Source organism: Methanocorpusculum sp. (assembly GCF_030655665.1).
Taxonomy (GTDB): Archaea; Halobacteriota; Methanomicrobia; order Methanomicrobiales; family Methanocorpusculaceae; genus Methanocorpusculum.
In genome coordinates, this window is record NZ_JAUSPQ010000005.1 from 1 (window position 1) to 22,317 (window position 22,317).

A 22,317-nucleotide genomic window follows, 5' to 3' on the forward strand; every position below is an offset into this window, starting at 1 on the left:
TGCACGGTGTCCCATAATAAGGACAATGTCCTCATCAGTGACGCTGCGAATCTTTTCGAGCTTTACGTTCGGGTTCATCTGGTTGCGACGAATTTCCGCAACTTTGGAGGTTCCCGGACCATACTGTGGTTTGTATGCCATAGTTTTGTTCACCTAGTTTGTAGATTTAATAATTCTGAGTACTTCATGAATGACATCTGACATTGCCACACGACTTGGAGTCTGTCCCCGGGTGATACCGGTAACAAGTCCCATTACGGTGCCTTTGGTCCGAACGTCATCTGGTTTTGGCATGACGTACGCGGTCTTTACTCCGGCCTTTGCGAGATCCTCATAATCAACAGGAGCCTGACAGACAATAACTGCATTAACGTTGCATTCCTGCAGGATCTTTCTTGATTTGTGGACCACGTGAGACCGTATGTTTCCGTGGTGAAGAACCGCCACTTTGTGGCGTTCTATCTGTTCTATCTCGCGATCGAGAATTCCGAAATTTGAGCCGAGTGATACCCCGCCGATATCCGCATCAGGTGGAACACCGCTGCCTGCGTTCAGCACCAAGGTACTTACGCTGTATTCGATCCCCTGCTGCCGTAGTGCTGACGTAATATCGCAGACAGGTTTAGTAATATGTCTCCGACCGGGAGACATGCCCACGATTATGACATCAGGATTTTTACATTCAGAGATGGTTCCCCTCTGGGCAAGAGATCCCCCCTTACCCATACCCATACTCTGTCTGCAGTCGACGAGTTGTGTTACACGACCAAGCGGCATTATTATTTAGTTCCCTGAAGGATGATAGGGCGCTGTTTGCTTTTTGGATCGCTCATTCCAAGAATTCGTTTATCATCGACAATGCCGTATTTGGCATAGTCGGTGGTCGTCATATTCGACCGCATGTAGGTACCCTCGGTAATCCCATACGGGAATTTATCAGCGAAGACCTCATCGCATGCCGCCTTGACAAGCGGAATCACAGAAGCATCGTCCAATTCAAGAAGAATTGCACCGACCTGAACGTGGAGAAGATAATCTTCGCCGCAGACCTTTATGATACGCCGATGTGTGTTATCATTGATCTCACCTCTGGCAGGACCGTAAGGTACGATAGCCGGAAGGTTTGGACCATTCAGCACAAGTCGGCGTATCCCATCTATTGTGTAGATTTTATCGAGAAGAATCTCAGTGGTCTCCGGATTCAGGAATCTTGTGGGGACGATTCTTAGTTGTGGGTATGTTGTTTCTGTCATTCTATTTCCTTTCCGCCTAAGCGGAAATCAGTACAGGCTTAAACTGTTTTTGCAATTGCCTGGAGTGGGCGGGCGAACTCGTCAATCTGACCGAAGGTATCACCGTAAACTTTTGCGGTTCCTTCTGGAGAGAACATCTGAGTGCCTGCATCAAGTGCACATGCTGCAACGATACAAGGCATACCAACACCTGCTGCGTGACGGGTAACGACGTGGTTTCCGTTGAAGATACCAGGTCCTCCACCACCGTAGATGGAGTGGCTGAAGAAGGAGAAACCGACTGCAACACCCATTGTTCTTCCGAAGTCAGATCCCGGAAGTCCGGTTTCGTGTTCAATAAGATCGTTGAAGTACAGTAAGGTTGATGATACTGCCTGAGCGAAACGTCCGGCACCACAGTTGACCATGGTTGCTGCAAGAGTTCCGGCAGAGGTGTAAGCGTTCCAGAGCATCGGATCTTTGGTCTCGTAGGGTTTGAAGTATCCACCCTTTGCGGCTGCGCCCTGTTTGATGACTTTGTCTTCAATTGCACGCTCGACTAAGGACTGAACAACAGTACCGACGGTACCTGTCTGACCATTTGCTTTTACAAGGTCGTAGACAAGGTTGTTGGCGTTCAGACCCTGGTAGGCGAGCAGTAAAAGCTGTGCACGCTCGAACGGACCGATTGCACTGCCCATTTCGAACTCTCCTGCCTGTTCAAATACTGCAGTGAGTGCTGCACCCTGCATTGCATTCTTGTGCGTGATCATAACAGACTGGTTTGCCGGAATGTTACGAAGTGCGTATCCAAGGGATTCGTTGTTCTGCGGGATGGACATGATCATGGAGCAAGCTCCGCCTGTCATATCCATAGTGACTGGGTAGGTACCAAATGCTGCTGCCTTGACAGTGTTTGCGTTGAACATGTCAACGTTGAACTGCTCGACAACCGCATAGGTCGTTGCTGCTGCTACAGAGGTCAGTGCTGCATCGTAAGTTGCTGCCGCTGTAATACGTGAGGACGGAACCTTAACTAATAAAAGTTTTCCGCCGTTGTAACGTTTGACCTCGGTGTCGTCGCCTGCTTCAACCGAAACGTACTCTTTGATTTTTGCTTCGATAGCGTCGATGTTTCCAACGATATCAAGGTTAAGTTCACGACCAAGGATCTGCTGGTGCTTACCGATCTTACCGGTTTTTAATGCATCCTGCATTCCGCCAAGGTTGACTGCAACAGTTCTCTTGGTATCGTCGATGATTTTCTTGATTGCCGGGTTAACCAGCGGGCTGATCCTTTCGAGTGCGACATTGCTCTTTAAGAGTTTGCCGTTGTCATCGTAAAGGTCAATTACATCTTTGTATTTTGCCATAATTTTTCCTCGTTTGTTAAAGGTGATTCGTTTGGCTGTTTTACCGTTACTTTTCCTGAAAATTGCTGCTTGTTGCTGATAGAATCACTGATGGTTAGTGACGGTTACTTTTTCACGTCCACGGCCGGGTTTTTGCAAACCAAGTGGCCAGGCAGATATGCATAGCTATCACATCCGCCCCCTCTCGGGACATTTACACTGTATCTTTGTGTCGGGATATAAGTATTATCTTTAGAAGAGAGAAGGAGAGCCATATTGTCTATTACCATTATTCAAACGATTTTTGGCATTCTGGATAGAGTAATTGGGTATTTCCCCTGATTGCCACAATTTGAATGCGTTATAAATAACATTTGTAATACTTTATTTGCTTATAAAATATGCTGCGTGTTACTTTGGCATGCGCCCTTGTATTTTTCAAAAATGAACATTCCGTCTGATAGCGCCAGACGATTTTTTTATTCCCCGCATCCTATCATACTAGTACAATGATAAGGTTTGCAGTAATTGGACACAAAGCGGTTACAACGCCGGATTTCTCTCTAAATGATATGCCGGGAGGAGCAGGACGAATGGACGTTTTATGCAGATGCATCAACGCCTCATTTTTTCTGAGTCACGACCTCCGGCGAAACACCGAATGTTTTCTTATCCTGAAAGGAGGAGAACAGGCAGATCCTGCGAATACGATCACACTCCGGTTCTCCGGAGATAAAATCAAATCCCTCAACCCCGACGAACGAAGTGCCGGTGCACTGATCAAAAAAGCACTCGTTACTATACCAGAGGAAGAATACCAAAGAGCAGCTCCGGGAATATCCATCAGAAAAAACGGCCTTTCCAAACTGCTCGAGGAACACCGGTTTGCAGTTCTTGATGAAAACGGAGAGGATATTCGAACAGCAGAAATCCTGCCAGAAAATTTCATATTAAGCGACCACCAGAACTTCACTGAAGAAGAGATGGAACTTATCAAAGACCTGCCAAAATACTCAGTCGGCCCCCGCATCCTCCATGCAGATCACACGATCACCGTAATCCTAAACGAGTTCGACCGTCGAGGAGAGCAAGCCTAAATGGTTTCCCATCCAATAATAATGCATCAAATGCTTGAACTCGTCAACACCATATTAGAGTACGGCGATATCTGTGATCACTGCCTTGGACGGTTGTTCGCAAAAAAATCATTCGGACTCACCAACGAAGAACGGGGACGTTCACTGAGAATAGCCCATGCTCTCGCATATAATATCCCCTACAAACCATACGAAAAAGGAACCTGCTGGGTCTGTAACGACTTATTCGATACCATTCCCTACTGGGCAGAAAAAGCAGCAGCTACCATACAAGGCATCGAACACGGAACATTCGTGATAGGCACCCGTGTCCCCCCGATGATGGCAGAATCAGAAGAGATGCTCTGGTCAGATCTTTCTCTCGAAAATCCTGAACCCCTGAAATCCGAGATGAACCGTGAAGTGGGAAAAGCAGTTTCTGCTCTTACCGGCAAACACGGTAATCCAAAAAATCCCGAAGTCACCATCGTCCTGAATATCGCAGATGACTGTGTTGAAATCCAAATCGCCTCCATATACTTCTACGGCAGATATCTGAAATATGAACGCGGGATCCCGCAAACTCACTGGGATTGCCGCGCATGCAAAGGAAGAGGCTGTGAAATTTGCAACTTTACTGGCAAACAATACCCCACATCAGTGGAAGAACTCATTGCAGAAGTCCCAAAACAGATTTTCGCTAGTGACTGCGGGGTTCTTCACGGAGCAGGAAGAGAAGATATTGATGCCGTGATGATCGGGACCGGAAGACCCTTCGTAATGGAGATGCAGAACCCGAAAAAGCGGACATATGATTTAAAAGAGCTTGAAAAAGCGATTAATGCATCTGCCAACCCTCGTGTAGGGGTTGTCCTGGAAAGCTGGTCTGACAAAAAGACCGTGGAAATGCTTAAATCAAACAAAGGGCATAAGACATACAGGATTCTAGTCTCAATAGATGACCGTATCTCTCTGGAAACTGTTCAGAATGCTGTATCCATGCTCAAAGGAGCCTGGATCGACCAGCGCACGCCTGAACGGGTCTCGCACCGACGTGCAGATCTCATTCGAAAGAGACAGGTCATTGACATAGGAGTTCTTGGTGTGGAGGATGGTCTTTACCGGCTCGAAGTGCTTGGTGAAGGCGGCCTCTACATCAAAGAGCTCGTATCAGGAGACGGGGGCAGAACGACTCCCAGTCTTGCTGAAATCCTCGCCGTACCCGCCAAAGTCGTCGAATTAGACGTGGTGCAGGTCGACGGATTACCAAATATTGGAGATGAGTAAACATGGCAAAGCACAATGGAATTAAAAAGCGAACAAGATATAAGTTACAGAAAACCCTGCGTACCCGCGGTATGCCCAATGTGACCAAGGTCATTCAGAACTTCGAAGAAGGACAGAAAGTTCACCTTGTCTTAGACTCAAGCGTTCAGAAAGGACAGCCCCACCCGAGATTCCACGGTAAGACCGGAACAATCGTCGGCAAGAGAGGCAGAGCCTGGCTCCTTGAGATCAAAGACGGCAATGCAACGAAGACAGTCATTGCACGACCACAGCACCTCACGGCGCAGAAATATAATTAACCCCCAAATACTTATTTTACATTTATCAGGAGTCTCGCATGAAAGTAAAGAAAGTTATCAGTGAAGATATGATGACCCTTCCAGAGCTGCGCGAAGAGCTTATAGCGATCCGCGAAAAACGTTCCGGTGGAGAAATGGGTGACGATCCCGCCCGAAGCATATCATACGAACTGCGTAAGAGTATTGACCATGCAGACATTCTCAGTAAATCCAGTGTTGAAACGGCAAAGTCCATCCTTTCTGACCTTGTATCCATGGAGAAAACAAAGCCGGAGATTGCCTGCAGGATAGTAAACATCATGCCGCAGAGCCGCGATGAGATCCGGGCAATCTACGCTAAAGAGCGGTTTACTCTTCTCCCCGAAGACTTAGATCAGATTCTTGACACTCTGCATAAATACGAGTGAGTGGTAGATATGCCGCCAAAGACTGAGAGGACCGATAAAAAGGAAGTCGAAGCTATCGTGCTGGATTATCTCCAATGGGGATATGCAAGCGACAGACGTCCTTTGAATCAGCGGGAATCGATTATTCTCGCAGTAGGCACTGACCAGTTCAAACTCCTCGAACTTATCGCAAAGAAAGATGTTGCGATCAATCTGCACGATAAAGTCTACATCGGCGAAGATGAGAGGAAACATGTCGAGCGGGTAAAACGCCGTTTGTCCTACGACGAACTGACCCCGACCGCAAAAGGCGAGCTTGAGCCGGTAGTTGAGAAAATTATTTCCAAGTCTGAACAACGGTTCGTGGAGTTTTACAACACTGCGGTTCCGATCAGTCTCAAGATGCACATGTTAAACCTCCTTCCGGGATTCGGCAAAAAAACACTGATCGACACCCTGGAAGAAAGACACAAAAAACCGTTTGAAAGCTTCGAGGATATCCGTAACCGGGTGAAAACACTCCAGAAACCGGAGAAGTTTATCCGTGAGAGGATCATGCTTGAACTCGAGAATCCGGAAGAGAAATATCATCTCTTTACCTCTAAATAATCTTTTTTTATGAAAGCGCCAAAGGATCAGCATTTTCTGATTGATACAGACGCCGTTGATTTTATTGCCGATTCAGTCCCGATCCAAGGACGGAATGTGCTTGAAGTCGGACCAGGCGGAGGAGTACTGACTGTAGCACTTCTCGAACGCGGAGCAAATGTCAGAGCAGTTGAACTGGATGGGACCCTTGTACCAAACCTTGAACAGCGGTTCAAAGATGAACTTGCTTCAGGTCAGCTGACTATAACCCGGGGCGATGCTTCCAGAGTGGATCTTCCAGATTTTGATCTGGTCATCGCAAACCTTCCCTACTCCATCTCTTCGAAGATCACGTTCAGACTGCTCGAAACCGGTTTCGAGACAGCTGTTCTGATGTATCAGTGGGAGTTTGCGAAACGCATGGTATCCCCGCCGGGCGACGGAGAATACGGCAGACTTTCCGTGATGGTTCAGACCTATGCAGATGTTGAACTCATCCTGAAACTTTCGCCGCGGGCATTCAGCCCCCCGCCGGAAGTTGATTCGGCCGTGGTAAAGATCATCCCGCACGAACCGCCGGTGCAAATTCTCGATCGTAACGTGCATGCCATCGTTGTTCGCGAACTGTTCTCCCACCGGAGAAAGACCGTTCAAAACGGACTCAAAGGAATGAAAAGCATCTATGGAGAGGAAAAAATGACCGCCCTCATCAGTAATCTCCCAAAAGATCTGCTCGGTAAACGTCCTGAGAAACTTTCAGTCATAGATTTCATTGAGCTTGCCAACCAGCTTAGTGATCTGATATAATGGATATCGACACGACCCAGATCTATTTTCCATCTGAAGATACGTATCTCCTGATAAAAGCTGCACTCGCAGAAGTAAAGCCGAACGACCGGGTCCTGGAGATCGGGACCGGTTCGGGGGCTGTGGCAAAATCCGTAACCGAGATAACGCCGCAGGTCCTCGCCGTCGAAATAAATCCCCACGCGGCACAATATGCACACGAAGTAAACGGTATCGAGGTCATCAGAGGGGATCTCTTCAAACCGGTTTGCGGCGAGTTCGATCTGATTTTATTCAACGCACCGTATCTCCCGACAACTCCCGAAGAGCGAGGTGACGATTGGCTTGAGTATGCTCTTGACGGCGGACCTTCCGGGCGGGAGGTTGTAGAACGGTTTTTGCATGAAGCACCCCCTCACCTTTCAACATTCGGGAGGATACTCCTTCTCATCTCCTCGCTTACCGGCATTGATGAAGTGCTGAAGCTTTGTCATGCAGAAGCATTCATTGCTCTCGTAGTAGCAGAGGAACGGCAGGAAGACGGCGAGATGCTTTATGTCCTTAGGATCTCGCGGGATCTGTGTTCTCTTTGCGGAACCTAATTAATCCATGACTGTCCAAAACTAAGAATATGTCTCGTATATTATCCGAACACGATATAGTTCTTCTTTTAAAACTCGCCCCAGAGTGTGATACACTTGTATGCGGAAAATCAGAAACAGCGTTTCGCTCAATTCTGCCGCCGGTGGCAAATCATTATGCAAAGGATGCCGATGATTTTGCAGCACGGCTGAACCGGCTCACGGAGGAGGAGTTTATTTCCCTCATCGAACTCATCCGGATCGGAAAAGAAGGAATAGGATGTCTGCCGACCGAGTGTGCTGAAGTTCTCATCGAACAGGCGATGAGGCGTGCCGACGCAGAAGCAGCAAATGAGCTCTATGCACTGTATGAGCTTGGAAATCAGTGCCAATAATCCTTTTTTGCTATCTTGCAATAAAAATTAATATCAGTCCGAAGACGTGTATCATCTGGGCTGATGATAAAATATACGAAAAATGAGAAGATATCCTCACTCTTTTTTCTTTTTGCCAACACCAGATTCCTTTTTGAAATCAGATGTGTCATTATCGATAGCGACCGTGATCCCGATGAGAAATGCGTTCATCCTATCGATTGCCTCACGGTTTTGGGTATTAGCTGTGGCAGCTCTCTGGTAACATAAATACGCCGTATCACGATCACCACGGAGATCATACACCTTCCCAAGTTCAACCAGAGCACGACTGTCCTTTGGATTATCGGCAACATAATTTCCGAGGATCTTCAAAGCATCATCATAATTTCCGGCACGCCGTTGATCCACAGCTAACTCTATTATATTGAGGGGATCAGTGGACGCAGAACCAAGCCTGGACGCATTACTATCCCCAGGGTCACCCTCCCGCTGTTTTCTTTTCGGCGGAGGAATGTACTGGGATGCCTCACGTTTCTTGCGCTCGACCCTGTCCTCCATCTCCTTATTCGCCCTGCGGGGAGGTTTCGACACCTCAACTTCGACTTCTTCATGACGGAGCTTACGGGATCCGGCCTTTTTCCGCCGTTCATCATCATGAGCATGCTTCTCCACCGCATGTATCTCTTTTTTCTTCGCAACCCATGCAGGCTCAGCAGTTGGTTTCGCAGCAGATTTTTTGTCCCCGATCCATGCGGCTTCCTTTTTGTCAGTAGAACGACGATCGACCCGACGTTTCTCTTTCTCCCGCTCATCATCCATACACGAGAGTTCGGCGACCATTTCGAGAGGATCATCCATCACACGAACCAGTTTATCGATCTCCAAAAGCCGCTCCATGCCGATGAAATGCTCTGCCATGATCTTCCCAAGCGGAGAGAGCTCCAGGATACCCCCAGACTTTCTAACAAGTTTGTGTTTGAGAAGTTCCGCAAGGGGATCGTCCCCCACGCCGACCATGCTGTTTCCAATGGCGATAATATCAGCTTCACGGCCGCGGCATACGATGGCATTTGCCGCAAACTCCTCAGACGTCTCCTCAATATCATATACCGGTGAGACCTCTTCCATAGCTCCTTTGAGGAGCTGGATAGCGACCTCCTCCTCGGTGAGTTTTGTTTCACGCGAATATGAGACCCCTGGTTCGGCGAGAACAACGACCCGGCCAAGATCGTGGAAATCCGGCCGACCGGCACGACCCATCATCTGGTGGAACTCCTGAACAGAGAGCCAGTCGATTCCCATTGCGAGAGCATCAAAAATCACCTGACTTGCAGGGAAATCCACACCAGCTGCCAGTGCTGCAGTAGTGACAACACAGGCAAGTTTGCCTTCCTCGAACTGCCGTTCAACGGCCCGGCGTTCCTGAGAGGTCAGCCCCGCGTGATAGGGAGCAGCCGTCCCTCCGATTGCCTCGGCTACGGTATGACACCGGCTCCGGGCATTCGTGAAAACGATCGTCTGCCCTTTATATCCCTTGGAAGAGGTCTTATTGAACTCCTCAAAGACTAACTTTTTGATGAAAGGGATCTTCGAATCTTTTTCGGTAAATATCAGATGACGTTCCAGAGCAACCGGACGGTCTGCATAAGAAACGAGGGATGCATTCAGCTTTTTTGCAAGTAGATTCGGCGAACCGATCGTTGCCGAAAGATAAAGGAACTGAGCCTTGGGAGCGATATATTTCAGTCTCGCGATCAGTCCGTCGAGCCGGTGACCCCGTTCAGGATCCTCGAGCATCTGGACCTCATCGATCACAACTGTTCCAATGTTGCTGACCGGCATACCTTTTCTGAGAAGGTTGTCCATACCTTCGTAGGTTCCAACAACGATCCCGCCGCCTGCACCGCGGTTTCCAATAGGACGGGTCTCCGGCAGATTCACACGGGAAACACCGGTCATTATCGAGGTCTGAGTTATAGATTTGTATTTTTCAGAAAATCTGTCATACTTCTGATTCGCAAGAGCTACGAGAGGGACAAGGAAAAGCATTCTTCCGCGCTTTTCGATATAATTTTTCAGCCCGGCCATCTCTCCGATGAACGTCTTCCCGCTCGCCGTCGCGGCAACGACAAGAAGATCTTTTCCATATAAAAGACCGGACTCGACCGCACGCTGCTGGGCAGGCATGAGCGTCTCAACACCGCACCGCTCTATAAATTCCCGTGGAAGAGGAAGATTTTCGATACGTTCGGTCGGCGTTTGATCATGTGCCTCGAGACGGTCGAACATCGTCTTCTTGGTATCGAGCGATTCAGGTTGAAGAATCGCGAGTACCATATCCAAGTCACGATACTCTTCCAGGAGATTTTCGATATGAAGCTGCGTGCGTTTACCTAGATGCTTAATGTGACCGAGTTCACGGCGGAGCTCACGCTTTGCACAGTCAAGACAGACAAACTCCTGCCCGCATTTGATCCGGGTCTCCTCAGTAAGGGGGGTTAGACGATCGTCAAAAAGACAGGTCCGGCAAAGTGTCGTCGTTTCCCAGGACAACTGCATACCTCTCAGAAAATCCTGGAATTCCGGCATGGTCTGGGTAAGTTTGATCGGACCGTTTCCACGAAGGACCGTGGTGAACTCTTTTGTCGGCGTCTTCTCAGCGTGAGATGTCCCGGGTCTTCTGACAAAAAACTCAGACGGGCGCATCCCTTTAGAGGTCTCTTCGAGTTCAACAGTTCCTACATGTTTGATCCTGCCTGCCTTTGCGTCATCACAAAAATAGACTTTATACCCCTTTTTCCAGGGTTGGACGATGGTCGTCACGTTATTCTGTCACCAGTTCATGTATAGTATACGAAAGACCTGCTGTTTCAAGACGTTTCAGGAAATCAGTAAACTCCTCATCAACGATCAGGATCAGACAACGCATTCCGTGGAATGCCGCTTCAACAGCCCCTTCCCGTGCCCCGAAGAACATGTCGGGTTTAATGCCGGAGTTTTTACAGGCCATATACGCCTCCAGTCCGACCGCTGCGATGACATCGGCATTCTTTGCAAGAGCGAGGAATTTTTGTATCGACACCATCTTTGAACCGCCGCGTTCGATTCTCGGAACTTTGGCAACATCGACCTTTCCTTCCGTGTGTTCAATGATCCCTGCAAGCCGTGCCACGCCGACATCCATCCCTTCCGATGCATCGGCCGTGACCATACCCATCGCAGTCTGGGGACGTTTGCCTGCATACAGCCAGCCGGATTTCATGTACACGCCGACCGAGTCACCTGCTTTCAGGTCAGAATCCGCAATAGCGGCCCAGGTTACGACCTGATGAATGATATCCCTGCGGACATGCCGGGCGTAGGACTCTAAGATCTCCGCATTGTTCAGGACCCATTCGATTCCTTTGTGGGTGACATAGTACCGTCCTCTCCCCTCTGCACTGATATAGCCCTCTTCAGCGAGATCACGTACATATTCCGATATTGCCTGGGGGGTCACGCCGAGCTTTTCTGCGATCTCCTGCTGGCGAATCGACGGCTGGTGCTCGGCAACCTCAACTAAGACCTGGAATCTGGTCGTTTCACGTTTACTGCGAAGGATGTTGGTTAATGGATCATCAGGCATGGTATATCTCCTATCTGTATTATGGGCGCTCCACAAAGAAAATATGTGGGGCACAAAACCCTACACTTATATTGTCTGTGATTCTATAATCCTTTTTGAGAAAGGTTGATGAAGTCTGGTAAAATAATCCTACGCGGGATCGTGCAGGGAGTAGGGTTCCGCCCGTTTGTATATGCCCAGGCAAAACGGTTTGGAATAAATGGGACGGTCATCAATCACGGAAGCGAAGTGGAGATCGATGCCGCCGGAGAGGAATTCGATGCATTCTGCCGGGAGGTAGCAAAAGGACCGAAGATGTCGGTCATCGACTCGATATCGGTCAATCCATTACCGAACTGGAATCCTCCGGGAGATTTTTCCATTCTGAAAAGTCAGGACGGGGCAAGGACGGGATTCGTGCCGGCAGATATTGCGACCTGCGAACATTGTCTCCACGACATCATGGATCCAAAAAGCCGGTATTATGGATACTGGGCAACTTCATGTACCGACTGCGGACCGAGATACAGCATAATAAAATCCGTTCCCTATGACAGGGAGCGAACGAGTATGGATGAGTTTCCCGCATGTCAGGAGTGTCGGGACGATTACAAAAACCCGGGAAACAGGCGGCATCATGCTCAGACGATAGCCTGCACAGAATGCGGACCGAAGCTTTCTCTGCTGAAAGGATCGGGGGAGATCATTTCAGCGAATGATACGATCTCTGCAGCGGCAGAGCTGCTGGATGCAGGAAAGATTCTTGCCATAAGAGGTATCGGGGGATTTCATATCTGCTGCACTGAAGAATCAGCAGAGAGACTCAAGAGTGCTCTCGGACGGCCAAACCAGTCACTTGCCGTGATGATGAAGCCGGAAACTCTCGGAGATTTTGTCACCGAACCGACGAAGGAAGAGTGGGATCTGCTCAAGGGACCGATACATCCTATCATGATCCTTGATAAGATCGATCCGGAATCACACATATCCCTGTCCCGGCTCCACAACCTCGGCGTGATGCTTCCGTATACAGGACTCCATCACCTGTTGTTTGCAAAACTCCGGTCCCCTCTTCTGATAATGACGAGTGCAAATGCTCCGGGAACGCCGATGATCACGGAAACAAAAACCATCATCGAAAAGATGGGCCGGGTTGTGGACTATATTCTTACTCACGACCGCGAGATCGTAAACCGGTGTGATGATTCGGTTGTGAGAGACGGGTATCTGATTCGAATGTCACGGGGTTTTGCCCCGCTCAGAACCCGAATGGATCTTGGAAACAGGAATATCCTCGGCGTAGGGCCGGAACTGAACGCGAATACGACAGTATATACCGGCGGTTTTCTGATAACGTCACCGCATATAGGAAACATCAGAAATCCCCCTACCGTGGCATACTTAGAAGAGACGATAAAAAAGCTGACCGGCCTTACAGGATCGGTTCCGGAGATCATTGCTCATGATCTCCACCCCCAGTTTCTGAGTACACGGGTCGCTCAGGAACTCGCCGAACGATACGGAGCGATTCTCTGCCCGGTCCAGCATCACCGCGCCCACATTGCTTCGGTGACCACTGAAGAGGTCGTCGGTATCGCAATCGACGGGGTCGGATACGGAGATGATGCAACCATCTGGGGAGGGGAAATCCTCGCCGGATCGCCGGGAGATGGATACATCCGAACCGGGCACCTCGAACAGGTCCTTATGCCCGGGGGGGACCTTGCAACAAAGTTCCCAGAACGAATGCTCTACGGCATTCTTCCAAACGAAGAGACCTTGTCACTTCTCCAGAGCAGAGGATGGAACGACACAGCTCTTCGGATCCTTGCCCAACAAACCGAAAAGCGGTTCAACACACCAGTCACAACGTCGACGGGACGAGTTTTGGACGCAGCAGCGGCATTACTTGGGATCTGCCGGGAGAGAACGTATGACGGCGAACCTTCGATGATGCTCGAAGCATATGCTGCACGGGGCGTGGCCCAGCCGATGGAGACCACTATCGAATCCCAGGATGGGCGGGATGTTTTGCTGACATCCTCCATTCTCCGGGAGGGCATGGAGATGATGTCTGAGGGCATATGCGTCGAAGACATCGCCGCGTCGATTCAAACAACTCTTGCGAAAGGCATAGCAGACATAGCACTCATGAGGGTGCAAACAACCGGCATACAAAAGACGGCACTCTCCGGAGGGGTTGCCATAAACCGTTCCATTCGGGAAACGATCATTGAAACGCTGAAAAACGCTGGAGTTGAGTGCATCACGAATCCGAGGTATCCGTTTGGCGACGGATGTATCTCCTGCGGACAGGTTGTTACCGCCGGAACTCTCGCAAAAGAGGGACTCATATGACTGCATGCGAATTACACGAAAAATGGAATGATATAGAACTTCGGATATCACATCCGGCCCAGTTCTATAAGCTTCTCGGCCCTATGCCGAATGATGAGAAAGAGATCAATCAAGCAACCGAATCATACATTATGGATTCGCTTGCAGAGATACCGAATGATAAACACGGTTCTGCAAGAATCGTCCTGTATCTGAAACAAACTCTCTACGATGATGAAGAGATACGGACCGATATGGAACAGGCAATCCATTCGCATTTTGCTCTGAGACGCAGTTCAGCAAACCAAAAATACAAACTTGCCGTGAACAAAGGGAGACGGGATCTCGTTCGCGGTCTGATATTTCTCTTGATCTGTCTGATTCTGAGCAGCGTGATAACCAGCATTCACAATCAGAATGACATAATATATGCAATCGGACAGAGTTTTGTGATAATCGGCTGGGTCGCACTCTGGAGACCCGTTGAGTTCTATCTCTACGATCGGCGTGACATCTTAGACGAGAAAAAAATGCTCAGGCAATTGGAAACAATTACTATAGATACACGCAGATGGAACAAGAATCTGGAAAATGGAACACTCATGTTAATGTAGATCCAATTCGGAATAATCCATCTCTTTTTTCATCAACAAATCTTTTCCTCGGAAAACACCGAAGCTGAATGAAACGAACCGACAAAATACTGCCGTATAAAAAAAAAGATTTAGCCGAAGAGTGCGCCAAGGCCTGCCATGGCGTTCTCTTCTTCTTCTTCTTTGCTCTCTTCGGGTGCTGCCTCTTCTGTTGCTGCTGCTGCTGCGCCTGCTGCTGCGGGTGCTGCTGCAACTGCTACTGGTGCTGCTGCTGCCTTGGAGATTGCTTCCTCAATGTTAACGCCGTCAAGTGCTGCAATTAATGCTTTGACACGAGAGTCGTCGACTGCGATACCTGCGGCAGAGAGAACTGCCTTTACCGATTCTTCATCCACAGTCTTAGCTGCGGAGTGAACTAACAGAGCTGCGTAAATATACTCCATTTTTATTTCACCTTTGTATATGTTTAAATTGCCTTCAGGGCGTTTGCTTGTCTGTATGCCTTGCTGATGATCAACTCGATGACACCCTTCTCATAGATGGATGCTTCTACACCGAGGTTTCTTGCCTCACGGACGGCCTTCGCGATCTGAGCCTCAGTAACACCGGCACATGCCGTTGGAACTGCTGCGTTGACGGCGAGGTTGAATGCCTGCTGTGCTGCGAGAGTGATCTTTGCCTTGTATGCCTCGTCATCCACTGAGAGGACGTCCGGCAGATACATATCTCCCTCGTAACATACTGCGAGGAGGGAGAGACCGACTGGCATTGGTTTGATACCAAGCTTTGAAAGTACATCGGCCTGTTTTTTGTTGATAGCCTGACCGGCCTTAACAACGGTCTTGGTCTCTTTAATTTTGACCTTACCGCCGTCGATGGCTGCCGGGATACCTGCCTGCTGGAGTTCTCCTACGATCGGTCCGGGCTTAAAGGTAGTTGGTCCTGCTGGAACAACAATGTCTTCAGGAGTGATCTCGCCTGCTTTTGCGGAACGCTTTGTTTTCGTCTGCTCAAGAGACTTGAACAGCTTAAACGGGTTACCGTTTGCAAAGATGAGAGCGGAGTGCTCAGAAACTTTCTCGTTGAGATCAACAAAGTGACCGCCGAGTTCATTCATGGAATGCTCGACAAGAGTGTTTCTTGCAACCTTCACGACTGCATTGCTGCGCAGATTTCTGCGGATCTGCTGGAACTGTCTTGCGGGAATACCGTAGACATCAACTAAGCCGACGAGTGTATACTTGTCAGCGAGATCTTTGATCTGCTCAACTTCTTCGCGTTTCCATGCGGGGAGGTGGTGGGTATAAATTGCCATACTTACATCACCTTCACTGCTGGACCCATCGTGGTTTTGACGTAGACGGAGCGGATGTTTAACTCTCCGCTTTCAAGTCTTCCTACAACCCTCTTCACGACGGCGTCAATATTTTCTGAAACTTCCTCGACGGACATGCCGGTGTTTCCAACCTTAACAGACATATTAAGTCTGTCTTTAGACCGGATCTTCACGGAGTTTCTCAGACGCTCGACGATTGGAGTGATGTCCAGGGTTGGCGGGATCGGCTGCGGCATTTTACCGCGTGGACCGAGTCTCTGACCAAGCCAGCGACCAACAAGGGGCATAACCGCAGTCTCTGCAAGGAAGAAATCATACTGTCCGGCCATTTTGCGTGCTTCACGCGGAACGCCGCCCAGACGCTCGATCTCGTCAGGGCCGATAATTAAATCGACACCAGCGTTACGTGCCTGGGATACAATATCTCCCTTACCAAGGACGGCGATCTTTTTTACGCCTATTGCCTGTGGCAGAAGAATCGTCTCATCAATACGGTTTTTTGGCTGGGCCATGTCAACGTGTTTCAGGTTGATAGTAATATCAATACTTTCCTGGAACTTACGCTCGGGGGCCTGCTTAAGTGCTGCCGTAACAGCTTTTATAATTTGGGTTCTTTCAACCATTTGATGAAGCCTCCCATAGTTTTTCGACTGGAGTGTTCCCCAATCTCCTATGGTTTTGTTCTCTACTACTGTACATTTTTTTACGTGGAAAATCCACGTACCCGTTTGAAGCGGTGCGAACGATTCTCACTTACGCGAGTTGTTCGTCCCACTCGCCTGCATTGACGGCGGCAATTGCCTGTTTGGCAGTTTTGCCTTCGACGGTTACACCAACGGAAACGCAGGTGCCCATGACTTCTTTTGCGGCCGTTTTCAGGTCGTAAGAGAGCATGGATTCCATCTTCATCTTTGCAATGCGAATGACAGCTTCAAGCGGCAGATTACCAACTGCCTGAGTATTCGGAGTGCCGGAACCCTTTTCGACGCCCGCTTCTTTCATTACAAGAGCGGTTGTCGGAGGGATACCGACTGTTAACGTGACGTTCTTTTTGTCATCGACCATTACCGTTACCGGAACAGACATGCCATTGAACTCAGCAGTCAATTTGTTGATGTTATCAACGACTGCTTTCACGTTGATCCCAAGGGGACCCAGTGCCGGACCGAGTGGCGGTCCTGCAGTTGCTCTACCGCCGGGTACCAGTACCTCGACAGTTTCTGCCATTGTATCACCGTATGTTGGCGCATACCCGAGGGTAGCCCAACATTGGTTCACTAAGGTCTACCTCTGAGAACATAAACCTACTGGAGAGACCCCCAGTAAAAAAGATAGATTGGAGAATGAAGCAGGGTTTTTTCACATTCACGCGAAAAAACCAGATTCAATCCTGATTACGATCGATCACACGCACGTTGTCGCCGCGTATGGTGATCGGAATCGGAACGATCGATTCGTAGAGTTCAACGGTGATTTCTTCTTTGGAGTGATCAACGCGCTTGACCACTGCCTTCTCACCCTTGAACGGACCTGCGATCAGTTCCACGATTGTTCCCTCATCGATACCTGCAACTGCCGGTTTCGGGACGAGGAAATGTTTTATTTCTTCCAGTGATGTTTCATTCTTTAAAACGATCCTGGCATGAGCGATCGATTCGACAAGCTCCTCGATCCTGGCGTGCTCTTCGGGGCTTTCCACGAAGACATAGCCTTTGATATCTTCCGGCACTACTACTGCAGTGACGACGACGTCCGTCATATTGTTTTCGATCGCCTCACGGATGTTGTCGGCAACTGTCCGCTCATGCTTGGATGTCGTCTTTAAGATGTAGTAGTGATTGCCAAACTTTGATTCAGTCATAGTTATGGAAGGAGATATTCAAATATCAGATATATCAGGAAACCGAGAACGCCGATGAGTGCGATACCTGCTGCGGCAACTGCGGAGATTTTCCAGAACTCATCTTTGGTAGGTCTGCGGGCAAGTTTCAGAACACGAAGGTATTTTCTGAAAAATTCTGAAACACTTGCTTTCGTAATCACCGGTTTCTTTATCTGAATGGAAGGAAGTGTCTTTTTTTCATCGGTTTTTTTCTCGTTTTTAGCCATGTATTCACCTCAGGAAGTCAATCTCAAACTTTGAGCGCTGGACCTGACTTGATTGTGATGCCCTAGATATTTGTTCCTGCTTACCATAAATCTGTGGTGACTGGACACCGGTAACGATAAGCATGGTTCGCATGCGGCCTTCCATCTTCGGGTCGATCTGGACACCCCATATGATGCGTGCTGAAGGATCAATTCTTTGATAAACTTCCTGTACAACACCTTCTGCTTCAACCATCGTCATGTCCGGTCCGCCGATCACGTTGATAAGAGCGGCTGTCGCACCGGTGATGTCGACATCAAGGAGAGGAGAACGCAGAGCTTTCTTGATAGAATCGATTGCTTTGTCCTCACTGTCGGAGTCGCCGACACCAATCATAGCAATACCGCCCTGTTCCATAACGGTCCGGACATCGGCAAAGTCGAGGTTGACAAGACCGGGGAGCGTGATCAGTTCGGTGATGCCTTTGACGGCACGCATCAAAACCTCGTCAGAGACTTTGAAGGCCTGGGCAAGCGGGAGGCGCGGTACAACTTCAAGGATACGGTCGTTGGGGATTACGATAACCGTATCAGCAACTTCCCGGAGACGCTCAAGACCGATCTCAGCGTTTTCCATTCTGGTAGCACTTTCACTCGTAAAAGGCAGGGTTACTATAGCGATTGTAAGAGCACCGATCTCTTTTGCAATTTTTGCGACGATCGGAGCTGAACCGGTACCGGTACCTCCGCCAAGACCGGCGGTCACGAATACCATATTGCTGCCGGCAAGTGCCTGACGGATCACATCCTCACTTTCGATTGCAGCCTCTTCACCACGCTGGGGTATTGCGCCTGCACCGAGACCTTTGGTGGTCTGGCGTCCGATAAGGATACGGCGGCCAACTCTGCCCCGGAGCATGGAGAGGTGCTGGGCATCGGTGTTCAGTGCGTAGATCTCGGCACCCTCGACTCCTTCCTCATAAACACGGGCAACGGTGTTGGATCCCCCTCCACCGCAGCCGATTACCGTGATCTTTGTCCGGAGAGCATCCAGGATCTCATCGAATTCATCATCTTCGTCCGTCGGAGTAGTCTTGGCTACAGAAAAACTATACTGACTTGAGTAGTCAACATCGGGCTTTGCCTGCTCTTTTATTACGGGCTGGACCTGAACCGGAGCAGCTGCCTTGGCGGGTTCCGGTGTCTGCGGACGAACTGCGTAGGTTTTTGCACCGAGGTCAGCTTCGGTTTCCGCGTCATAAATTGCGGAAACTGGAGTGTCGTCCCGTGCAACATCTTCGAACCGTTTGCGTGATAATGCTTCTTCTACAATTGATCTCATGAGTAATTCTCCAATCCCGGTATTTTGATGGATGTCTTGACCACTTTTGTGACCATCTCCGGCGTAATTGTTCTGCCGTCGGGAAGGGGCACCGGTGTTCCGGCGACAAGTTGCCCATACAACGGACCTGACGGGACCCCGAGCGTGCGCGCGAGTCCAGGGTCGAACTGCCGGCGGGTTATCATGATTTGATCACCTTCCACCAAACTATCCTGTGTACGTGTTATTTGTTGAACGGATAAGACTATTAAATCACCTGATACCTTTTGTCGGTTTTTGGCAGAGGTTAACAGAGTTGGCATAAGTCTGCCGCCTTTTCCTGTTGTATGAAAAATATTACCTATTTTGTCCAGCTCTGCAAGGAATATCTCCTCAGACCCGAGAAATGCCGCAGAGAATAGATCCAAAGGGAGAGTGATCACCGAGGGTTTCTCGTCCAGTATCCTCCCATGCGGGAAGATTTTCAGATCCCGAGCCGTAGCTGCGGCCATATCTCTGTATGCGCACCACGTTTCGAATGACATCGAATTGATTTTGTGCAGGTCACCTTCGGTGATCTCTTCCAGATCAAGGTCGGTAAGGACTCCTTCGAGATGAGACAACTCCTGCTTTGACAGGGCTTTCCGGTCAACATGCGCGGCAGAGACCCCGCCGGATTTTGCGATCATCTGGGAAACCATCTCCTTCGACACAGAACCGACATCCCGCGTATGCATTATATGCCCAAACGCCCCCTTCGTCTCGAGACCGATCGCCGTCTGTCTGACCGCATAATGCGTACCCCCAAACCCGATCAGCGAGAATGACTCCGGCAAAGGATGTGCATAAAGAACGCTTTTTGCCGCAGCCATGCACGCGGAAACATCGTTCCACTCCTTCTCGGTACTCCCTACCTCGACAAAAAAGAACGAGACCGGAAAATCCGTCGGGCCATGATGCGTGATCTCGTAGGAGACCCGATATCCCTCCGGAGCGAACTCGGCATGATTCTGCAGAACCGACTTCATCCAGGCTGGACTCGTCAGACCGAGCTCCCGGTCGCTGCCGCCAAGTCCGGCGATACCGAAGTTTCCTGCCGGATGAACCGTCAGAACCGGAACCGGGTTTACACTTGAATGACGCGAAACAACAATGATGAGATCCGCGTCAGGGTTCACCGAGGTTTTTTCCGTATGAATGATCCGGCCGGGAACGGTCTGAAATGTCACCTCGTTTCCATCGAAAAGAGGGAAACCCCCTTCCGGCGGATTTTTCAGAAGGCTGTCGATAGCCGCCCGGATATTGCGTCCGGCCGGGTCCGAGTCAGAATTTACTATATCGATGATCATATCACAAATACCCAATTCCCGTCAGGGAAGAGAAGATCCACAGAATAACGAATATCACCGGGATGTGGACAAGATAAATGAAAAGCGTTACCGCACCATTCCCGATCTTTGCAATAACCTCCCCGACCATTCCCGGCTCACGGATGGTAAAACCCCGTTTGCCTCCCGGATAAAAGACATTCCCCAGACCAACACCCAGAAGAAGCACACCAAACCAGGGGAACAAGGGGAAGTAATCCTGCGTATACATCATGAAATCCTCGGCATGGATCCCCAGAGGATAGAGCCAGGACGGATCATTGATGTACGGGAAAATAAACGCTCCGATCGCGATGATGATCATCCCGAGAATAATATTCCATTTTCCATATCTCAGAAGAGGGATCGCAAGAAGCATGGACACCCCTAGCATATGCAGGAAGCCGAATTTAATAAATGCATCACTGCCGAGGAACACCGAAGCACCGATCCAGCTTCCGATCGTAATACAGAAACCGAGCGCCAGTAAAAACAGTGCCTTGATAACCAGAGCTCCGTAGTATTCCTTCGTAGTTCTTCCCCGCATTCGTTCGTGACGGAGGATCATCGCAATACCGGCAATAAGAACAAAAATTCCCGAACCAAGCATATAGGTATTATAATAGGAAAGGAACTTGGCATCCTCCACGATTATATGGAATGCGACGAGACATGCAAGAAAATGATAAAACAGCATCCCGAGAATAGCAAGTCCGCGGACAGCGTCGATTTCCCAGTACCGCTCGCTTTGCGGAGCACCCGGCTCACCAATTCCCCGGACCGTTGTCCCGTTTACCTCCATTTCACCACCCATTCTTCCAGTCATATTGGTTGTGTATATCTAAGTAATTTCTGCACAGCTAAACATACCCGATCCCGGTTGTCACGCTTAACACCCACAAAATGACAAAGAAGATCGGCATGTGGACAAGATAGATGATGAGCGTGGTCCTGCCGTATCCCATCTTCGCAAAGAATTTGCCGAGAAAACCTGGCTGTTTCACCGAGAATGATCTGACGCCTTTCGGATAGAAGATGTTGCCGAGACCTATCCCCAGCAGAATGAACCCGGACCACGGAAAGAGCGGGAAGTAGTCAGGCGTATGGTCCATGAAATCGGCACCGTGGATCCCGAGCGGATAGAGCCAGCCGGGACCCTGGAGACCCGGGATGATGAACACTCCGATAAGGATGATCAGTATGCCAAAAAGGATGTTCCATTTCCCAAACCTGAGAAACGGGATCGAGATGAGCATCGAAATACTCAGCATGTGGAGGAACCCGAACTTGATGAAGACATCATCGCTATAGATAACAACGGAGGCAAGCCAGGTCAGTGCCGTGATACCCATGGCAATACAAAACAGAAACATGGCTTTTTTCGCGATATCACAGTAGTACGAACCCATAGGCTTTCCAAGCATACGGTTATACCGGAGAACGAGTGCCACGCCGGCAATGAAAATGAAGGCAGCCGAGACGATCACGATCGGACTGTAATAAAACAGAAACTCGCGAGTCTCCTGCAGGATGTGGAACATCACGAGAATGGCGAGAAAATGAAAATACAGCATTCCGAAAAGAGCAAGACCCCGGATTGCGTCGATTTCCCAGTAACGCTCACTTTTTTTTGCTAACGGGGGAGATCCCGGAGTTACGCACTGCTCTTCGCCGCTCATTGTTTCAGGCATGTATGCGTTCGGCAGG

Annotated in this window: 26 protein-coding genes; 10 read left to right on the plus strand and 16 right to left on the minus strand. The window is 49.4% G+C overall.

Annotated features, from left to right (window positions below):
• The 4 genes from mcrG to mcrB all read right to left on the minus strand — a co-directional run.
• Positions 1-141 (minus strand): coenzyme-B sulfoethylthiotransferase subunit gamma (gene mcrG, locus Q7J08_RS02830; RefSeq protein WP_304910175.1); only part of this gene is annotated, 141 nt, incomplete at its 3' end.
• Between the two features lie 12 nt (positions 142-153).
• Positions 154-777, minus strand: a complete 624-nt coding sequence (gene mcrC / locus Q7J08_RS02835; RefSeq protein WP_304910178.1) for a methyl-coenzyme M reductase I operon protein C — start codon at positions 775-777, stop codon at positions 154-156.
• Between the two features lie 2 nt (positions 778-779).
• Entirely contained in the window at positions 780-1,253 is a 474-nt protein-coding gene (mcrD, locus tag Q7J08_RS02840) for a methyl-coenzyme M reductase operon protein D (RefSeq protein WP_304910179.1), read from the minus strand.
• A 38-nt stretch (positions 1,254-1,291) separates the two neighbouring features.
• A complete protein-coding gene (gene mcrB / locus Q7J08_RS02845; RefSeq protein WP_304910180.1) occupies positions 1,292-2,605 on the minus strand; it encodes a coenzyme-B sulfoethylthiotransferase subunit beta in 1,314 nt (437 codons plus the stop codon).
• Between the two features lie 488 nt (positions 2,606-3,093).
• Here mcrB and trmY point away from each other — a divergent pair, with 488 nt between their 5' ends.
• The 8 genes from trmY to Q7J08_RS02885 are packed head-to-tail and all read left to right on the plus strand — an operon-like array spanning position 3,094 to position 7,982.
• On the plus strand, positions 3,094-3,681 hold the full coding sequence (gene trmY / locus Q7J08_RS02850) for a tRNA (pseudouridine(54)-N(1))-methyltransferase TrmY (protein WP_304910181.1): 588 nt from the start codon (positions 3,094-3,096) through the stop codon (positions 3,679-3,681).
• Between the two features lie 30 nt (positions 3,682-3,711).
• A complete protein-coding gene (locus tag Q7J08_RS02855; RefSeq protein ID WP_304910182.1) occupies positions 3,712-4,947 on the plus strand; it encodes a tRNA pseudouridine(54/55) synthase Pus10 in 1,236 nt (411 codons plus the stop codon).
• Positions 4,948-4,949: 2 nt separating this feature from the next.
• On the plus strand, positions 4,950-5,246 hold the full coding sequence (locus Q7J08_RS02860) for a 50S ribosomal protein L21e (protein ID WP_304910183.1): 297 nt from the start codon (positions 4,950-4,952) through the stop codon (positions 5,244-5,246).
• A gap of 38 nt (positions 5,247-5,284) precedes the next feature.
• Positions 5,285-5,653, plus strand: coding sequence for an RNA polymerase Rpb4 family protein (locus tag Q7J08_RS02865; protein ID WP_304910184.1), 369 nt, complete (start codon positions 5,285-5,287; stop codon positions 5,651-5,653).
• Positions 5,654-5,662: 9 nt separating this feature from the next.
• Positions 5,663-6,241: a DUF655 domain-containing protein gene (locus tag Q7J08_RS02870; RefSeq protein ID WP_304910185.1), complete on the plus strand. Its 579-nt coding sequence runs from the start codon at positions 5,663-5,665 to the stop codon at positions 6,239-6,241.
• Between the two features lie 9 nt (positions 6,242-6,250).
• Positions 6,251-7,027 carry a 16S rRNA (adenine(1518)-N(6)/adenine(1519)-N(6))-dimethyltransferase RsmA gene (rsmA, locus tag Q7J08_RS02875; protein ID WP_304910186.1) on the plus strand — a complete coding sequence of 259 codons (777 nt, stop codon included), beginning with the start codon at positions 6,251-6,253 and terminating at the stop codon, positions 7,025-7,027.
• Positions 7,027-7,608 carry a HemK2/MTQ2 family protein methyltransferase gene (locus Q7J08_RS02880; protein ID WP_304910187.1) on the plus strand — a complete coding sequence of 194 codons (582 nt, stop codon included), beginning with the start codon at positions 7,027-7,029 and terminating at the stop codon, positions 7,606-7,608. The genes rsmA and Q7J08_RS02880 overlap by 1 nt, the downstream gene beginning before the upstream one ends.
• Positions 7,609-7,637: 29 nt before the next feature.
• The gene (locus tag Q7J08_RS02885) at positions 7,638-7,982 is read left to right on the plus strand and encodes a hypothetical protein (RefSeq protein ID WP_304910188.1); all 345 of its coding nucleotides are present in this window, start codon (positions 7,638-7,640) and stop codon (positions 7,980-7,982) included.
• Positions 7,983-8,078: 96 nt separating this feature from the next.
• On the opposite strand, the gene Q7J08_RS02890 is transcribed toward Q7J08_RS02885, so the two are convergent.
• Positions 8,079-10,787 carry a DEAD/DEAH box helicase gene (locus Q7J08_RS02890; protein WP_304910189.1) on the minus strand — a complete coding sequence of 903 codons (2,709 nt, stop codon included), beginning with the start codon at positions 10,785-10,787 and terminating at the stop codon, positions 8,079-8,081.
• 1 nt (position 10,788) lies between these two features.
• A complete protein-coding gene (locus tag Q7J08_RS02895) occupies positions 10,789-11,589 on the minus strand; it encodes a winged helix-turn-helix transcriptional regulator (protein WP_304910190.1) in 801 nt (266 codons plus the stop codon).
• 108 nt (positions 11,590-11,697) lie between these two features.
• On the opposite strand from Q7J08_RS02895, the gene hypF reads away from it, so the two are divergent.
• Both hypF and Q7J08_RS02905 read left to right on the plus strand, forming a co-directional pair.
• The gene (gene hypF / locus Q7J08_RS02900) at positions 11,698-13,926 is read left to right on the plus strand and encodes a carbamoyltransferase HypF (protein ID WP_304910191.1); all 2,229 of its coding nucleotides are present in this window, start codon (positions 11,698-11,700) and stop codon (positions 13,924-13,926) included.
• On the plus strand, positions 13,923-14,519 hold the full coding sequence (locus Q7J08_RS02905; RefSeq protein WP_304910192.1) for a hypothetical protein: 597 nt from the start codon (positions 13,923-13,925) through the stop codon (positions 14,517-14,519). Before hypF ends, Q7J08_RS02905 begins: the two co-directional genes overlap by 4 nt.
• 110 nt (positions 14,520-14,629) lie before the next feature.
• Here Q7J08_RS02905 and rpl12p read toward each other — a convergent pair whose 3' ends face one another.
• The 10 genes from rpl12p to Q7J08_RS02955 all read right to left on the minus strand — a co-directional run bounded on the left by rpl12p (position 14,630) and on the right by Q7J08_RS02955 (position 22,301).
• Entirely contained in the window at positions 14,630-14,941 is a 312-nt protein-coding gene (gene rpl12p, locus Q7J08_RS02910) for a 50S ribosomal protein P1 (protein ID WP_304910193.1), read from the minus strand.
• Positions 14,942-14,964: 23 nt separating this feature from the next.
• On the minus strand, positions 14,965-15,813 hold the full coding sequence (locus Q7J08_RS02915; RefSeq protein WP_304910194.1) for a 50S ribosomal protein L10: 849 nt from the start codon (positions 15,811-15,813) through the stop codon (positions 14,965-14,967).
• 2 nt (positions 15,814-15,815) lie between these two features.
• Complete coding sequence (locus tag Q7J08_RS02920; RefSeq protein WP_304910195.1) at positions 15,816-16,457, minus strand: 50S ribosomal protein L1; 642 nt, start codon at positions 16,455-16,457, stop codon at positions 15,816-15,818.
• Between the two features lie 130 nt (positions 16,458-16,587).
• Positions 16,588-17,061, minus strand: coding sequence for a 50S ribosomal protein L11 (locus tag Q7J08_RS02925; protein ID WP_304910196.1), 474 nt, complete (start codon positions 17,059-17,061; stop codon positions 16,588-16,590).
• 157 nt (positions 17,062-17,218) lie between these two features.
• Positions 17,219-17,695: a transcription elongation factor Spt5 gene (locus tag Q7J08_RS02930; protein ID WP_304910197.1), complete on the minus strand. Its 477-nt coding sequence runs from the start codon at positions 17,693-17,695 to the stop codon at positions 17,219-17,221.
• Positions 17,696-17,697: 2 nt separating this feature from the next.
• Positions 17,698-17,943 carry a protein translocase SEC61 complex subunit gamma gene (locus tag Q7J08_RS02935; RefSeq protein ID WP_304910198.1) on the minus strand — a complete coding sequence of 82 codons (246 nt, stop codon included), beginning with the start codon at positions 17,941-17,943 and terminating at the stop codon, positions 17,698-17,700.
• 4 nt (positions 17,944-17,947) lie between these two features.
• Positions 17,948-19,264 carry a cell division protein FtsZ gene (gene ftsZ, locus Q7J08_RS02940; RefSeq protein ID WP_304910199.1) on the minus strand — a complete coding sequence of 439 codons (1,317 nt, stop codon included), beginning with the start codon at positions 19,262-19,264 and terminating at the stop codon, positions 17,948-17,950.
• Entirely contained in the window at positions 19,261-20,592 is a 1,332-nt protein-coding gene (locus tag Q7J08_RS02945; RefSeq protein ID WP_304910200.1) for a D-aminoacyl-tRNA deacylase, read from the minus strand. Before Q7J08_RS02945 ends, ftsZ begins: the two co-directional genes overlap by 4 nt.
• Position 20,593: 1 nt before the next feature.
• The gene (locus Q7J08_RS02950) at positions 20,594-21,436 is read right to left on the minus strand and encodes a heparan-alpha-glucosaminide N-acetyltransferase (protein ID WP_304910201.1); all 843 of its coding nucleotides are present in this window, start codon (positions 21,434-21,436) and stop codon (positions 20,594-20,596) included.
• A gap of 34 nt (positions 21,437-21,470) precedes the next feature.
• Positions 21,471-22,301, minus strand: a complete 831-nt coding sequence (locus tag Q7J08_RS02955) for a heparan-alpha-glucosaminide N-acetyltransferase (RefSeq protein WP_304910202.1) — start codon at positions 22,299-22,301, stop codon at positions 21,471-21,473.
• Between the last annotated feature and the right edge of the window lie 16 nt (positions 22,302-22,317).